The organism is Amycolatopsis sp. NPDC104775 (genome assembly GCF_055583325.1).
On sequence record NZ_JBVJOE010000001.1, the window covers coordinates 1,403,774 to 1,418,514 of the forward strand.

Genomic DNA, 14,741 nt, shown 5'->3' on the forward strand with positions numbered 1-14,741 from the left:
CACCCGCCCCAATACCCCCCCTCCCCCCCCCCACGCCCATAGTTCCCTCCCCCCCCCCCCCCCCCCCCCCCCCCCCCCCCCCCCCCCCCCCCACCGCCGTCAGCACTCACTCACGCGAACCCGCCGCAGGTCTTGGCCAGGCCGCGTCCGTTCCGCACAAGCCGCCGCGCCTGCAGCTCTCACCCTGCTCGCACCGCCACACCCGGACTGGGCGAGCCACCCCGCCCGCGCACGCCACAGCAACCGGGCCCGGCCAGCACCATCTCCCCTGCCCACGCCACCACAGCAGGGCTAGCCAGTCCCCCAAGCCCCGCCAACCAACCGCGTCAGGCTTCTTCCTCCAGCATTTCCGGGGTCACCGCCGATTCGGTGTCCGGGATGCTCAGCTCCTTCGCCCGCTTGTCCGCCATCGCCAGCAGCCGCCGGATCCGGCCGGCCACCGCGTCTTTCGTCATCTGCGGGTCGGACAGCTGGCCCAGTTCCTCGAGCGACGCCTGGCGGTTCGACAGCCTCAACCGGCCGGCGGCGAGCAGGTGATCCGGGGCGGTGTCGCCCAGGATCTCCAGGGCTCGCTCCACCCGGGCGGCCGCCGCGACGGCCGCGCGGGCCGAGCGGCGCAGGTTCGCGTCGTCGAAGTTCGCGAGGCGGTTGGCGGTCGCCCGCACTTCCCGGCGCATCCGGCGTTCTTCCCACTGCAGCACGCTCGTGTGCGCGCCCAGGCGGGTCAGCAGGGCGCCGATGGCGTCGCCGTCGCGGACCACGACCCGGTCGGCTCCCCGGACCTCCCGGGATTTCGCCTGGATGCCCATTCGCCGAGCAGCGCCGACCAGGGCAAGGGCCGCCTCGGGGCCGGGGCAGGTGACTTCCAGGGACGACGAGCGGCCTGGTTCGGTCAGCGAGCCGTGGGCCAGGAAGGCGCCGCGCCAGGCCGCTTCGGCGTCGGCCACCCCGCCGGACACCACGGCGGCGGGCAGGCCTCGCACGGGACGGCCGCGCTGGTCAATCAGGCCGGTCTGGCGTGCCAGGCCCTCGCCGTCCTTCACTACGCGCACGACGTACCGCGTGCCTTTGCGCAGGCCGCCGCTCGCGGTGATCACGTGCACGTCCGAATGGTGTCCGTACAGCTCGTGGATCTCCTTGCGCAGCCGCCGCGCGACCGAACCCGTGTCCAGCTCCGCCTCGACCACCACCCGGCCGGCCACGATGTGCAGCCCGCCCGCGAAGCGAAGCAGCGACGCGACCTCCGCCCGGCGCGGCCCGATCTTCGTGATCTCGAGCCGGCTCAGTTCGTCTTTCACCGCGGCGGTCATCGCCATGTACTGCCCCTCCTGCCTTTCGCTGCGCGCCCGCCGTCACCCACAGTGTTCCCCGCCGAGGCCGAGTGCCTCTCGCATGCACTGGGCGAGCGCACCAGGATCATGCCGTCCCACCACGACCGGGTCGGCCACCGCCCCCAGGCAGGCCCTCGCTCCGAGGCGTTCGGCCGCCCGGCGCAGGCTTGCCGGGTCAGGGACGGAATCACGGTCCGCGACGACGGCGTCGACCCGCAGCGCGGGCGCGTGCTCGAAGAGTACGTCCAGATGGCGCTCCGGGGAGAATCCGCCGGTTTCCCCCGGTTGGGGGACCAAATTCAGCACAACGACCTTCGTCGCCGTCGTGCGCACGAGCGCGTCGTGCAGATCCGGGACGAGCAGATGCGGCAGCACGCTGGTGAACCACGAGCCGGGGCCGAGGAACACGACGTCCGCCTCCAGCACCGCCTCGATCGCCTCCGCGCAGCCGCGCGGCGGGCGTTCCTGGCGGCCGGCCGGGTGCAGCGTGATGCGATGCACCTGGCCGGGCGTGCTGGCGACCGCGACCTGGCCGCGGATGCGCCGGATCGCGTCCGGGTCCTCGCTGTCCAGGCCGCTGACCTCGCCCTCGATCTCCAGCGGCTCCGGCGACATCGGCAGCACCCGGCCGGCGATGCCCATCAGCCTGCTCGCCTCGTCGAGCGCGGCCACCGGGTCGCCGAGCACCTCGAACAGCCCGGCGAGCAGCAGGTTGCCGACGGCGTGCCCGGCGAGCGCGCCGTCGCCGCCGAAGCGGTGCTGGAACACCTCCGCCCACAACTGCCCGCCGTCCTCCGCGGCGAAGGCGGCGAACGCCTGGCGCAGGTCGCCCGGCGGCAGCAGCCCCAGTTCGCGGCGCAGCCTGCCGGACGACCCGCCGTCGTCGGCCACCGTGACCACCGCCGTGACGGCGCGGGTGATCCGCCGGAGCGCGGTCAGCGTCGCGTGCAGCCCGTGTCCCCCGCCCAGCGCCACCGCGCGCACGTCACTCCCGGCCAAGATCCCGGTGCACCACCTTTACTGCCATGCCGTCCTCATTGGACAGTCGCTGGGCGAGCTCTTCGGAGATCGCGACGCTGCGGTGCTTGCCGCCGGTGCAGCCGACCGCGAGCGTCAGGTACCGCTTGCCCTCGCGCTTGTAGCCGGCGCCGATGAGGCGCAGCAGCTGGTGGTAGCGGTCGAGGAATTCCTCGGCGCCTTCCTGCGACAGCACGTAATTGCGCACCTCGCCGTCGAGGCCGGTGTGCTCGCGCAGCTCCGGGATCCAGAACGGGTTGGGCAGGAACCGCACGTCCATCACCAGGTCGGCGTCCATCGGCAAACCGTACTTGTAGCCGAAGGACAGCACGGTGACGCGGGTCTGCGTGCTGGCCTCGGAGCCGAACGCGTCCTCGATTTTCGCGCGCAGGTCGTGCACCGACAGCGCGGACGTGTCGAGCACCAGGTCGGCTTCCTCGCGCAGCGGCGAAAGCAGCTTCCGCTCGGCGGTGATGCCGTCGGCGAGCCTGCCGTCGCCCTGCATCGGGTGGCCGCGGCGGACCGATTCGAAGCGGCGCACCAGCACCGCGTCGGTGGCCTCCAGGAACAGCACGCGCGGCTTGTACCCGCGCGCGTCCAGGTCCTTGATCACCGAGGCCAGGTCGTCGGTGAAGGCGCGCGAGCGCACGTCCATCACCACCGCCACCTTCGTGATCGCCCCCCGCGCCTGCGCGCCGAGCTCGACCATCGTGGCGATCAGCTCCGGCGGCAGGTTGTCGACCACGAACCAGCCGAGGTCCTCCAGGCATTTCGCCGCCGTGGAGCGGCCCGCGCCGGACAGGCCGGACACGACCGCGACCTCCATCCCGCTGCCCCGTTTTTCCTCTTCCGCACTCACGTGTGCTTCCTTCCCGATCACGACCCCTGGTCCCCTCCCGGCACTGCGTGCGGTGCGGCTCCGGTCTCCCCGGCCAGCGCCGCCACCACGGCCTCGGCAGTGCGCCTGCCGAAACCGGGCACCGCTTCGATTTCCTCGACCCGGGCCTGCTTGAGCTTCTTCACCGAGCCGAAGTGCTTGATCAGCGCGGTGCGCCGAGCCTGCCCGAGTCCGGGCACACTGTCCAATTCGGACGCCTGCATGCGTTTGGCGCGCTTTTCGCGGTGGTAGCGAATGGCGAACCGGTGCGCCTCGTCGCGCAGCCGCTGCAGCAGATACAGCGCGTCGGACGTGCGCGGCAGGATCATCGGATCCGGTTCGCCGGGCAGCCACACCTCTTCGAGCCGCTTCGCGAGCCCGACGACGGCGATGTCGGTGATGCCCATTTCGGCGAGCACGTCCGCGGCCGCGGTGGCCTGCGGGCCCGCGCCGTCGACGACCAGCAGGTTCGGCGGATAGGCGAACTTGCGCGGACGGCCGGTCTCCGGGTCGATCCCGGCGCGCACCGGCTGCACCGCCTCGTCGCCCGCCTCAGTGTCTTCCGAGGCGGTTTCCGTTGTCTCCGCGGCGTTTTCGGCCGTTTCCTTGAGATACCGGTAGAACCGCCGCCGCACGACCTCGGCGATGGACGCGACGTCGCCCTCGGTCGCCGCCTCTCGCAGCGCGAACTTGCGGTACTCGGACTTGCGCGGCAGCCCGTCCTCGAACACCACCAGCGACGCCACGACGTCGCTGCCCTGGATGTGGCTGATGTCGACGCATTCGATCCGCAGCGGCGCGCTGTCGAGCCCCAGGTAGTCCTGGAGTTCCTGCAGCGCCGCGGACCGCGCGGTGAGATCGCCCGCGCGGCGCAGCTTGTGCTGGGTGAACGCCTCCTTGGCGTTGCGCTCCACCGTTTCCGCGAGCGCCTTCTTGTCTCCGCGCTGCGCGACCCGCAGCCGCACCCGCGACCCGCGCAGGCCGGACAGCCACTCGGCGACCGCGTCGGCGTCCGCGGGCAGCTCCGGCACCAGCACCTCGCGCGGGACGACCGGGCCGGTCTCCACGTCGTCGCGGCCCGCGCGGTCGGATTCCTCGCCGTAGAACTGGGTGAGGAAGTGGTCGACCAGCGCCTGGACGTCCATTTCCTCGGCCTTGTCGATCACCCAGCCGCGCTGCCCGCGCACGCGCCCGCCGCGCACGTGGAACACCTGGACGGCGGCCTCGAGCTCGTCGTGCGCGAAGGCGACGACATCGGCGTCCGTGCCGTCGCCGAACACCACTGCTTGTTTTTCCATCGCGCGCCGCAACGCGCCCAGGTCGTCGCGCAGCCGCGCGGCACGCTCGAACTCCAGCTCTTCGGACGCCTGCGCCATCTCGCGTTCGAGGCGCTTCACCATCGCGTCCGTGCGCCCGGCGAGGAAGTCGCAGAAGTCCTCGACGATCGCCCGGTGTTCGTCGGCGGACACCCGGCCCACGCACGGGGCCGAGCACTTGTCGATGTAGCCGAGCAGGCACGGCCGCCCGATCTGCCCGTGCCGCCGGAAGACGCCCGCGGAACAGGTGCGGGCGGGGAAAACGCGCAGGAGAAGGTCGAGTGTCTCGCGGATCGCCCACGCGTGCGAGTACGGCCCGAAGTAGCGGACGCCCTTCTTGCGCGCGCCGCGGTAGACGTGCAGCCGGGGAAATTCCTCGTTCAGCGTGACCGCGAGGACCGGGTAGCTCTTGTCGTCGCGGTAGCGGACGTTGAATCGGGGGTCGAACTCCTTGATCCAGTTGTACTCCAGCTGGAGCGCCTCGACCTCGGTGCCGACGACGGTCCATTCGACGCTCGCCGCGGTGGTGACCATCTGCCGCGTGCGCGGATGAAGGCCGGACAGGTCGGCGAAGTACGAGTTGAGCCTGCTGCGCAGGCTCTTCGCTTTGCCGACGTAGATGACCCGCTTGGCGTCGTCGCGGAACTTGTACACGCCAGGCGAGTCCGGGATGCTCCCCGGCTGAGGTCGGTAGGTGGTCGGATCAGCCACGTGCCCCACTGTATGGCGAGGGTCCGACAGTTTCCGTGAGACCCCGGGTGCGGGGCACGAGAAGGCGAATGCTTCGGGCTCTCAGCTGAGCTGTTCCGCCGAGTCCAGCAGATACCGGGGCAGCTTGGTGCTCGCGACCAGGACTTCGACGCCCACCAGTTGCCCGCTCTCGCCGAAGTCGAGATTAATCATTCCGTCGACGGCGTCCTCGTCGCAGGCGTACATGTACGCCGACTTCGCGGAATCGCCCGGGGCCACGAAATAGATGTAGGCCGCGTCGACCGTCCGGTCGTAGGTGACTCTGAGTTCCGCCACGGCTTCTCCCTCTTTCCCGGGGGCAACGAGCCTGCCGTAGCGTAGGGCCTCGCCGACCCGCCGAGCGATCAGGGAGCAGCCATGACCGTCCGCGTCGCCACCTGGAACGTGAACTCCATCGTTCCCCGGCTGCCCCGCGTGCTCGACTGGCTGGACACCACCGCTCCGGACGTCCTGTGCCTGCAGGAACTCAAGAACACCACCGAGGCTTTCCCCGCCGACGAGATCACCGCGCGCGGGTACGAGGTCGCCGCGTACGGCCTCGGACGGTGGAACGGCGTCGCGATCCTCTCCAAGATCGGGCTCGACGACGTGGTGCGCGGTCTTCCGGGCGAACCGGGCTTCGACGGGCAGGCCGAGGCGCGCGCGATCGGCGCGACGTGCGGCGGGATCCGCCTCTGGTCGGTGTACGTGCCGAACGGGCGCGAGCCGCAAAACCCGCACTACGCCTACAAACTCGAGTGGTTCGAGAAGCTCAGCGACCTGGTCGGCGAAGAACTCCGGCACGCGCGCCCGTTCGCGGTGCTCGGCGATTTCAACGTCGCGCCCACCGACGAGGACGTCTGGGACATCGCGGTGTTCGCCGAGTCCACGCACGTCACCGAGCCCGAACGGGCCGCGTTGAAGAAGCTTCGCGACGCCGGGCTGTCCGACGTTTTCCCGCGCCCGCTCAAGTACGACCACCCGTTCACGTACTGGGACTACCGCGCCGGGAATTTCCCCAACAACAAGGGAATGCGCATCGATCTCGTCTACGGGAACGAGGTTTTCGCGAAGGCGGTCACGGATTCCTACGTGGACCGCGAAGCCCGCAAGGGCAAGGGCCCGTCCGACCACGCGCCGATCGTCGTGGATCTGGAGCTGTAAGAATTCAGGCCTCGGTGGCGGCCCGGTGCAGCTTTCGCAGCGCGCGCACTGCCGTCACCGCTCGTTCCCGGTCCACCGCCTGCACGGCCATCACCGAGAAGTACTCGTCGTCCGGCAATTCGAGCCGGGCCCACGAAGCCCCGTCCGGGAAGCTGATCGACAGCACCTGGTCCCAGGTGAACACCCGTCGCGCCAGCACGTTCCTGACCTCGATGCCGGTGGCGTCCGCGCGGACGCGGGCGTTGCCGAACAGCATCGTTCCCGCCGCCAGCGCGACGCCGATGCCGATCATCGCGATCTGGTCCGACGCCTCGAACACGACGCCGGTCCGCGAACTGCGCAGCAGGACCGCCACCACCACGAACACCGCGAGCAGCGCCACCGCCAGCACGCTGCACATGATCAGCGCCCGGCGCGGCCGGATCACGAGGGTCGCCTGCTGCTCGGTCATCACGCTCACACGAATCCCCGCTCGGTCCACGGCTTGCCGAGACTGCGCAGCACGTGCGCGGTGTCGAGCGCCGCCACGGCCGCTTCGTAGCCTTTGTCCTCCACGGAGCCGGGCCCGCCGGAGCGGTCCAGCGCCTGCTGCTCGGTGTCGCAGGTCAGGACGCCGTTGCCGACCGGGGTGCTTTCGTCGAGCGCGACCCGCGTGAGACCGGCGGTGACCGCGTCGCACACGTACTCGAAGTGCGGGGTTCCGCCGCGGATCACGACGCCCAGCGCGACGACCGCGTCATGGTTGCGCGCGAGCGCCTGCGCCGCGACCGGAAGCTCGACCGCGCCCGCCACCCGGATGACCGTGGGCTCTTCCTCTAGCTCGGCGTCCTTAGCCGCGGCGAGCGCGCGCTCCAGCAGCACGTCGGTGATCTTCGCGTTCCATCGCGTCGCGACGACCGCCAGCCGCAGGGACTTGCAGTCGCGCAGGTCGAGCGCGGCGTCCGGCCGCCCCTCGCCGCTCATCGCGTGGTGTCCTCCTCGGTGCCCTGGTCGGCCGCCCCGACCTGGTCGTAGTGCTCGAGCTGGCTGAGGTCGTGCCCCATCCGGTCGCGCTTCGTGCGCAGGTACCGCAGGTTCTCCGGGTTCGGCGAGATCGGCAGCGCCTCGCGGCCGGTGACGCGCAGGCCGTAGCCCTCGAGCCCGACCCGCTTCGCCGGGTTGTTCGTGAGCAGCCGCATCGACCGGACGCCGAGGTCGCACAGGATCTGCGCGCCGGTGCCGTAGTCGCGCGCGTCCGCGGGCACGCCCAGCGCCAGGTTCGCGTCGACGGTGTCCGCGCCCGCGTCCTGCAGCTGATACGCCTGGAGCTTGTGCAGCAGGCCGATGCCGCGGCCCTCGTGCCCGCGGATGTAGAGCACGACTCCGCGGCCCTCGTCGGCCACTCGCTGCAGCGCGGCGTCCAGCTGCGGGCCGCAGTCGCAGCGCAGCGAGCCGAAAACGTCGCCGGTGAGGCATTCGGAGTGCACCCGGACCAGGATGTCCTCGCCGTCGCCGATCTCGCCGTAGACGAAGGCGACGTGCTCGATCCCGTCGAGCAGGCTGTCGTACCCGACTGCCCGGAACGTGCCCGCGGCCAGCGGGATCCGCGCCTCGGCGACGCGCTCGACCTGCTTCTCGGTGCGCCGGCGGTAGGCGATCAGGTCCGCGATCGAGATGATCTTCAAGTCGTGGTCGGCGGCGAACACTTCCAGCTCGTCGCGCCGGGCCATGTCGCCCTCGTCCTTCTGCGACACGATCTCGCAGAGCACGCCGGCCGGGTGCAGACCGGCCAGCCGGGCCAGGTCCACGGCCGCCTCGGTGTGCCCGGGACGGCGCAGCACGCCGCCCTCCTTGGCGCGCAACGGCACCACGTGGCCGGGGCGGCGGAAGTCCTTCGCGGTGGCTTCGGGGTCGGCCAGCAGCCGGGTGGTGTGCGCGCGGTCGGCGGCGGAAATGCCGGTGGTGATGCCCTCGGCCGCGTCGACCGTGACGCTGTAGGCGGTGCCGCGCTGGTCCTGGTTCGTGTGGTACATCGGCGGCAGGTCGAGCCGGTCCGCCTCGGATTCGGTCAGCGCGACGCACACGTAGCCCGAGGTGTAGCGCACCATGAACGCGAGCAGCTCCGGCGTCGCCTTCTCGGCGGCGAAGATGAGGTCGCCCTCGTTCTCGCGGTCCTCGTCGTCCACGACGACCACCGCGCGCCCGGCGGCGATGTCCGCGATCGCGGCCTCGATGGCGTCCACGTCGACCGCCGCGCCTGCTCCGCACGGGGTCCATCCGGTCTGCGGCTCGGCCGCCTTCGTCTCGCTCACGGGTGCTCCTTCGCTGCCGCCGCCGGGTGGATGTCACACATTGTGCGCGTTCGCCGCCACGTGTGGCGCAGTGAGCTTCTCCACGTACTTCGCTACGACGTCCACTTCGAGGTTCACGAGGTCGCCTTCTTCCCGCCTGCCGAGGGTCGTCACCTCGAGCGTGGTGGGAATCAGCGCGACCGAAAACCGGTCCTCGGAGATGCTCGCGACGGTGAGCGAGACGCCGTCCACGGCGATCGAGCCCTTCTCCACGACGTACCGCGACAAGGCCGGGGGCAGCGAGAACGTCGTCACGCCGCGCTCGTCGCGGGAGATGAAGACGCCGGTGCCGTCCACGTGGCCCTGCATGATGTGCCCGCCGAGCCGCCCGCCCGCGGGCGTCGCGCGCTCGAGGTTCACCGCGTCGCCGACGGCCACCTTCGCGAGGCTCGAACGCTGGAGTGTCTCGTTCACCACATCGACGGTGAACTCGCCGCCGGAGACCGTGACCACGGTCAGGCAGACGCCGCTGACCGCGATCGAATCGCCGTGGCCCGCGTCCGAGGTGACCAGCGGGCCGCGCACGGTGAGCCGAGCCGCGTCGGTGAGCTGCTCGACCGCGGTGACCTCGCCGACCTCTTCGACAATTCCCGTGAACACTGCTGCCTCCTCGCCCGGCCACCGTCCTCGGTGGCCCCTCCATCCAACACCCGTCCGGCCCCGGGAGGTCCCCGGGCCGGAAGGTCAGCTGACGCGAAGGCGGGCGGCCTGCTCGCGCAGCGCGGCGACGGCCCGGCCCGGGTCCTCGGCCCCGTAGACGGCCGAACCCGCGACGAAGCAGTCGACGCCCGCTTCGGCGGCCTGTTCGATGGTGTCGGAGTTGATCCCGCCGTCGATCTCGACGACCAGCTTGAGGTGCCCGGTGTCGACCAGCCGGCGCGCGGTGCGCACCTTTTCCAGCACGTCGGCGATGAACGACTGCCCGCCGAAGCCCGGCTCCACCGACATGACGAGCAGCGTGTCGTAGTGCTTGAGCGTTTCGAGGTGCGGTTCGAGCGGCGTGCCCGGCTTGATCGACAGCCCCGCCTTCGCGCCCGCGGCGCGCAGGTTCTTCGCCAGCTTGACCGGGTCCGCGGCGGCTTCCACGTGCACCGTGACGTTGTACGCGCCGGCCTCGGCGTAGCCGATCGCCCAGCGGTCCGGGTCCTCGATCATCAGATGGCAGTCGAGCGGCAGGTCGGTCGACTTGAGCAGCGACTGGACCACCGGGAGGCCGAGGGTCAGGTTGGGCACGAAGTGCGCGTCCATGACGTCCACGTGCACCCAGTCGGCCCGGGTGTCGCCGGGATGTGCGACGGCCGCGATCTCCTCGCCGAGCCTGGCGAAGTCGGCGGACAGGATGCTGGGTGCGATGAGAGGTGAAGCCACGACCCGAGTGTAAGAGGACCGGGTTCCCGCCCGTTCACCGGCCGTGACCGGCCTGGAGTTCGCTTTACGGACATCCCGCGCTCATCCGGATTCTCCGCGTCGAACACATCGTCGAGCACTAATGGGCCACGTCCGGAGGTTCCGGACGAGAGGCACTTCGAGGAGAACCATGAGAACGGTCTTGGCAGGCCGCCGCAAGTGGCTGGCCGCGGGCGCGCTCGGCGTCGCGATGGTCGCCGCCGCCCCGGTCGCGATCGCCGCGCAGGGCAACCAGGACGACCAGGCCGCGCGCGCCGCTTCGGCCGGTTCGGGCGACCGCACGCAGGAAGTCCGCCAGGCGATCCAGGGCGGGCACGCGCGCAACGTCATCCTGTTCATCGGCGACGGCATGGGCCAGTCCGAGATCACCTCGGCGCGCAACTACGAGCGCGGCGCGGCCGGGCGGCTCGCGATGGACGAGTTCCCGCTGACCGGCGACTACACCACGTACTCGGTCGAGAAGGGCAACCCGGCGAAGCCCGACTACGTCACCGACTCCGCCGCGTCCGGCACCGGATGGGCGACCGGCACGAAGACCTACAACGGTGCGATTTCCGTGGACGCCTACGGCAACCCGGTCCCGACGCTGCTCGAACTCGCCAAGCGCAGCGGCCTGCGCACCGGCGACGTGACCACCGCCGAGGTCCAGGACGCGACCCCGGCCGTGCTCGGCGCGCACGTCGTCGACCGCGACTGCAAGGGTCCGCAGGAGACCTCGAAGAAGTGCGCGCAGAACGCCAAGGAGAACGGCGGCGCGGGCTCGATCTCCGAGCAGCTCGTGCAGACCCGCCCGGACGTCCTGCTGGGCGGCGGCGCGAAGTACTTCGACCAGAAGGCGACCGCCGGGCAGTTCAAGGACAAGCCGGTTCTGGAGCAGGCCAAGGCTGCCGGGTACACCGTCGTGAACACCGCGGACGACCTGGCCAAGGCCCGTCCCGGCAAGCCAGTGCTCGGCCTGTTCGCGCCGGGCAACATGCCGGTGAACTGGACCGGGCCGAAGGCCGTGCAGGGCGGCACCGCGCCGTCCCGCTGCACGCCGAACCCGGCGCTGCCGAAGACGCAGCCGAAGCTCGTCGCGCAGACGCAGAAAGCGTTGCAGCTGCTGGAGGACCGGCGCAGCAACAAGGGATTCTTCCTCCAGGTAGAGGGTGCGTCGATCGACAAGCAGGACCACGCGGCTGACCCGTGCGGGCAGATCGGCGAGACGATCGACTTCGATGCCGCGGTGGCGGCTGGGCTGGCTTATGCGCGCAGCCACACTGACACGCTGGTGGTGGTGACCGCGGATCACGGGCACACGAGTCAGATCGTGCCCAATGACGTCAAGACGCCGGGCCAGACTGCGACTTTGGTGACCAACGAGGGGGCGAATATGACCCTCAACTACGGCACCGCGCTGCCCGGCTCTTCGATGGAGCACACCGGGACGCAGGTCCGGATCGCGGCTTATGGGCCGCAGGCGGCGAATGTGGTGGGGCTGACGAATCAGACCGACCTGTTCGGCACGGTGAAGCGGGCGCTTCGCCTGCGCTGACGCTTGGCGAGTGAGGTGCCGGGGGCACCCCGAAGCCCGAGTGTGCTGACGGTTCTGGGGTGGTTGTCAAGGCGGGAAAGCGTGCCTTGACAACCACCCCCGAACCGCAGAGAAGGCTTCGTATCGGGGTGCAGGGCCAGGGCTGGGTGCCTCGATGTCAGGTGGGCGAGGGCAGCAGGTCCAGGGGTTCTGACCACGGGCGTCTTGGGTCTAGGCGGTGCAGGCGGACGCCTGCTTCGGCCAGGGTGTCCAGGTGGCGTTGCCAGGCCGGGTGGTGTTCGCGCGTGGGCTGGATCTGGTACGCCACGACGATCGTGATCCCCGGTGTGCCAAGGACATCGCCGAGCAAGGTGAGGGCCTGGTTGTCCGCGATGCCGAGCGCCAGCTTCGCCACCGAATTCGCCGACGCGGGCGCGAAGAGGAACACCTTCGGGTCCGGATGCGGGCGGGGTTCGCCGGGCAGCCGGGACGCGCTGCGCACCGGAAGGTCCGTGGTGGCTTCGAGTTCGCCGAGGCCGCCGGTCGCTTTCAGCCAGCCCCAGGCGGTCGGGGTGAGGGTGATCGCCAGCCGCCAGCCTCGGGCTACTGCTGGTTTCGCCAGCTCGTCGGTGAACCGGGTGTCCAGTCCGCCGCACGAGCTGGCTACCAAACCTAGATCTGTCACGGTTTGCGCAGCACCGCGCAGAACATCGCGTCGGTGCCGTGTCGGTGGGGCCACAGCTGGACGTACGGTCCGTCGCCGAGTTGCGGGACGTCGGGGAAGAACTCGCGGGCGTCCACGACCTCGGACTTGGTGCGGCGGGCGGTTTCGCCTACCACGCCTTCGGTTTCGGCCAGGTGCGGCGAGCACACGACGTACGTGACGATGCCGCCCGGGCGCACCAGGTCCAGCGCCGCCATCAGCAGTTCGCCTTGCAGCTTGGTGAGGTCCGCGACGTCCGACGGCTTGCGTCGCCACCGTGCCTCGGGGCGTCGGCGCAGTGCGCCGAGACCGCTGCACGGCGCGTCGACCAGGATCCGGTCGTAGCCCGGTTCGAGACCGGATTCGCGGCCGTCGGCGACGTGCACGGTCACCGGGAGACCCTCGGTGGCGTTCTCGATCAGCCGGGCTCGGTGCGGGGCCTTCTCGACGGCGTCCACGTGCGCGCCGCTGATCTTGGCCAGTGCGCCGAGCAGCGCCGCTTTGCCGCCGGGGCCCGCGCAGAGGTCCAGCCAGCGCTCGTCGGAGCCCTCCAGCGGGGCCTTGGTGACGGCGATGGCGCACAGCTGGCTGCCTTCGTCCTGCACCGCGGCCAGGCGTTCGCGCACTGGCTCCACGTCGGCCGGGTCGCCTGCTCCGGCGGGCAAGTGCACGCCGTAGGGCGAGTACGGCGCGGGGTCGCCGCCGGTGATGGCGGCCAGTTCGTCGGCGCTGATCTCGCCGGGGCGGGCGACCAAGTGCACTTCGGGGCGGGCGTCGTCCGCTTCGAGAGCGGCTTTCAGCTCAGCGCCCTTGTCCCCCAACGCTTCCGCGAACGACCGGGCCACCCAGCGCGGGTGCGCGGTGCGGAGCGCGTACGCGCCGATGGGGTCGGACTCCTCGTCCGGAGCCAGTTCGTCCAGCCATTGCGCCTCGTCCTTTGTGGACACCGCACGCAGGATGGCGTTCGCGAAACCCGTGGCCCACGAACCGGCTTCAGCACGCACGAGGTCCACAGTGGACCCTACCGAAGCGTGCTCCGGAATCCGGGTGCGCAACAGCTGGTAGGCGCCGAGCCGCAGCGCGTCGAGCACTACCGGGTCGGTTTTCTCGATCGGCCGGTCGGCGCACGCGGCGATCACCGCGTCCAGCATGCCTTGGGCGCGAGCGGTGCCGTAGGTCAGTTCGGTGGCCAGCGCGGCGTCGCGGCCGCTCACGCGGCGTTCGCGCAGCAGTTGCGGGAGGACGAGGTTGGCGTACGCGTCCTTTTCCCGGACGGCGCGCAGCACGTCGAACGCGACCTGACGGGCCGGGTCGATCTCCGGCGGACGCCGCGGCCCCTGCTTGCGCGGAGCCGGACGGCCCCGCTGCGGCCGTGACGGCCGTCGTTCTCCACGCTCGTTCACTGGAGGCGCTCTCCTTCGTCGATCCTCGTACCGCGCGCCCAGTCGGTGGCCGCCATCCGTTTCTTCCCGGCCGCCTGGACCTCGCCCAGCCGCACCGGTTTCGTCGCCGTGCCCACGAGCACGCGCTTGCGCTCGACCACCAGCTCGCCCGGCCGCGGACCGGGTTCGTCGAGCACGGTGACCGGCCCCAGCTTGAACCGCTCGCCGCGGAACTCCGCCCACGCGCCGGGATCCGGCGTCACCGACCGGATGTGCCGGTCGACCGCGGACGCCGGGTCGGCGAACGACACGCGCGCGTCCTCGACCGTCACCTTCGGCGCGTAGCTCATGCCCTCGCCCGGCTGCTCGACCGCGCGCAGCGTGCCGTCCTCGATACCGTCCACGGTGGACACCAGCAGATGCGCCCCGGACTCGGCGAGCCTGCCGAGCAGCGCCCCCGAGGTGTCGTCCGGACCGATCGTCTCGGTCACCACGCCGAACACCGGCCCGGCGTCGAGCTCCTTCACGATCCGGAAGGTGGACGCGCCGGTGATCTCGTCCCCGGCCCGGATCGCCGCCTGGACCGGGGCCGCGCCGCGCCACGCGGGCAGCAGCGAGAAGTGCAGGTTCACCCAGCCGTGCTTGGGGATGTCGAGCGCGGACTGCGGCAGCAGCGCCCCATACGCGACGACCGGGCAGACGTCCGGCGCCAGCTCGCGCAGGCGAGCGAGAAACGCGGGGTCACCGGCACGCGCGGGCGTCAGCACCTCGATGCCGTGCTCGTCGGCGAGCGTGCCCACCGGGGACCGCAGCACCTTGCGCCCGCGCCCGGCCTGGGCGTCCGGCCGCGTGACAACGGCGACGACCTCATGCCGCTCGGACTCGATCAGCGCGCGCAACGAAGGCACGGCAGGCTCCGGAGTGCCGGCGAAAACGAGACGCATCACCGCACCTCCGAGAGGGAAAAGGGAA

General features: G+C 71.0%; 15 protein-coding genes. 2 read left to right on the forward strand and 13 right to left on the reverse strand.

Annotation, left to right across the window (positions count from 1 at the left end):
* Positions 1-326: 326 nt before the first annotated feature.
* The 5 genes from whiA to ACZ63D_RS06115 form a co-directional block, all read right to left on the reverse strand.
* Positions 327-1,316 (reverse strand): DNA-binding protein WhiA, encoded by a 990-nt coding sequence (gene whiA, locus ACZ63D_RS06095; RefSeq protein WP_093574335.1) that lies wholly within the window; start codon positions 1,314-1,316, stop codon positions 327-329.
* Positions 1,317-1,352: 36 nt separating this feature from the next.
* Positions 1,353-2,315 carry a gluconeogenesis factor YvcK family protein gene (locus tag ACZ63D_RS06100; protein ID WP_465353703.1) on the reverse strand — a complete coding sequence of 321 codons (963 nt, stop codon included), beginning with the start codon at positions 2,313-2,315 and terminating at the stop codon, positions 1,353-1,355.
* 1 nt (position 2,316) lies between these two features.
* Positions 2,317-3,174: an RNase adapter RapZ gene (gene rapZ, locus ACZ63D_RS06105; RefSeq protein ID WP_020658140.1), complete on the reverse strand. Its 858-nt coding sequence runs from the start codon at positions 3,172-3,174 to the stop codon at positions 2,317-2,319.
* A gap of 50 nt (positions 3,175-3,224) precedes the next feature.
* On the reverse strand, positions 3,225-5,252 hold the full coding sequence (uvrC, locus tag ACZ63D_RS06110; protein WP_465353194.1) for an excinuclease ABC subunit UvrC: 2,028 nt from the start codon (positions 5,250-5,252) through the stop codon (positions 3,225-3,227).
* 81 nt (positions 5,253-5,333) lie between these two features.
* Complete coding sequence (locus tag ACZ63D_RS06115) at positions 5,334-5,567, reverse strand: DUF2283 domain-containing protein (protein ID WP_465353195.1); 234 nt, start codon at positions 5,565-5,567, stop codon at positions 5,334-5,336.
* A gap of 81 nt (positions 5,568-5,648) precedes the next feature.
* Here ACZ63D_RS06115 and ACZ63D_RS06120 point away from each other — a divergent pair, with 81 nt between their 5' ends.
* Positions 5,649-6,434 carry an exodeoxyribonuclease III gene (locus ACZ63D_RS06120; RefSeq protein WP_465353196.1) on the forward strand — a complete coding sequence of 262 codons (786 nt, stop codon included), beginning with the start codon at positions 5,649-5,651 and terminating at the stop codon, positions 6,432-6,434.
* Positions 6,435-6,438: 4 nt separating this feature from the next.
* Here the strand turns inward: ACZ63D_RS06120 and ACZ63D_RS06125 are convergent, their stop codons facing one another.
* The 5 genes from ACZ63D_RS06125 to rpe form a co-directional block, all read right to left on the reverse strand.
* Complete coding sequence (locus tag ACZ63D_RS06125; protein WP_465353197.1) at positions 6,439-6,885, reverse strand: PH domain-containing protein; 447 nt, start codon at positions 6,883-6,885, stop codon at positions 6,439-6,441.
* Positions 6,886-6,890: 5 nt separating this feature from the next.
* Positions 6,891-7,397: a 6,7-dimethyl-8-ribityllumazine synthase gene (gene ribH / locus ACZ63D_RS06130; protein WP_465353198.1), complete on the reverse strand. Its 507-nt coding sequence runs from the start codon at positions 7,395-7,397 to the stop codon at positions 6,891-6,893.
* A complete protein-coding gene (locus ACZ63D_RS06135; protein WP_465353199.1) occupies positions 7,394-8,725 on the reverse strand; it encodes a bifunctional 3,4-dihydroxy-2-butanone-4-phosphate synthase/GTP cyclohydrolase II in 1,332 nt (443 codons plus the stop codon). The genes ribH and ACZ63D_RS06135 overlap by 4 nt, the downstream gene beginning before the upstream one ends.
* A 33-nt stretch (positions 8,726-8,758) precedes the next feature.
* Positions 8,759-9,364 (reverse strand): riboflavin synthase, encoded by a 606-nt coding sequence (locus tag ACZ63D_RS06140; protein ID WP_452078524.1) that lies wholly within the window; start codon positions 9,362-9,364, stop codon positions 8,759-8,761.
* Between the two features lie 84 nt (positions 9,365-9,448).
* Positions 9,449-10,132, reverse strand: coding sequence for a ribulose-phosphate 3-epimerase (gene rpe / locus ACZ63D_RS06145; protein WP_465353200.1), 684 nt, complete (start codon positions 10,130-10,132; stop codon positions 9,449-9,451).
* A gap of 169 nt (positions 10,133-10,301) precedes the next feature.
* On the opposite strand from rpe, the gene phoA reads away from it, so the two are divergent.
* Entirely contained in the window at positions 10,302-11,705 is a 1,404-nt protein-coding gene (phoA, locus tag ACZ63D_RS06150) for an alkaline phosphatase (protein ID WP_465353201.1), read from the forward strand.
* Positions 11,706-11,862: 157 nt separating this feature from the next.
* On the opposite strand, the gene ACZ63D_RS06155 is transcribed toward phoA, so the two are convergent.
* Genes ACZ63D_RS06155 through fmt form a run of 3 tightly spaced genes read right to left on the reverse strand, consistent with a single transcriptional unit; the run spans position 11,863 to position 14,713 of the window.
* Positions 11,863-12,369, reverse strand: coding sequence for a flavoprotein (locus tag ACZ63D_RS06155; protein ID WP_465353202.1), 507 nt, complete (start codon positions 12,367-12,369; stop codon positions 11,863-11,865).
* Positions 12,366-13,790 carry an RsmB/NOP family class I SAM-dependent RNA methyltransferase gene (locus ACZ63D_RS06160; protein ID WP_465353203.1) on the reverse strand — a complete coding sequence of 475 codons (1,425 nt, stop codon included), beginning with the start codon at positions 13,788-13,790 and terminating at the stop codon, positions 12,366-12,368. The genes ACZ63D_RS06155 and ACZ63D_RS06160 overlap by 4 nt, the downstream gene beginning before the upstream one ends.
* Positions 13,787-14,713, reverse strand: coding sequence for a methionyl-tRNA formyltransferase (fmt, locus tag ACZ63D_RS06165; protein ID WP_465353204.1), 927 nt, complete (start codon positions 14,711-14,713; stop codon positions 13,787-13,789). The genes ACZ63D_RS06160 and fmt overlap by 4 nt, the downstream gene beginning before the upstream one ends.
* Positions 14,714-14,741: the final 28 nt, after the last annotated feature.

Excerpts from the sequence above, each read along its gene's own strand:
- whiA (WP_093574335.1), bottom strand. The coding sequence starts at position 1,316 with ATGGCGATGACCGCCGCGGTGAAAGACGAACTGAGCCGGCTCGAGATC.
- phoA (WP_465353201.1), top strand. The coding sequence starts at position 10,302 with ATGAGAACGGTCTTGGCAGGCCGCCGCAAGTGGCTGGCCGCGGGCGCG.
- fmt (WP_465353204.1), bottom strand. The coding sequence starts at position 14,713 with ATGCGTCTCGTTTTCGCCGGCACTCCGGAGCCTGCCGTGCCTTCGTTG.
- ribH (WP_465353198.1), bottom strand. The coding sequence starts at position 7,397 with ATGAGCGGCGAGGGGCGGCCGGACGCCGCGCTCGACCTGCGCGACTGC.
- ACZ63D_RS06120 (WP_465353196.1), top strand. The coding sequence starts at position 5,649 with ATGACCGTCCGCGTCGCCACCTGGAACGTGAACTCCATCGTTCCCCGG.
- ACZ63D_RS06125 (WP_465353197.1), bottom strand. The coding sequence starts at position 6,885 with ATGACCGAGCAGCAGGCGACCCTCGTGATCCGGCCGCGCCGGGCGCTG.
- rapZ (WP_020658140.1), bottom strand. The coding sequence starts at position 3,174 with ATGGAGGTCGCGGTCGTGTCCGGCCTGTCCGGCGCGGGCCGCTCCACG.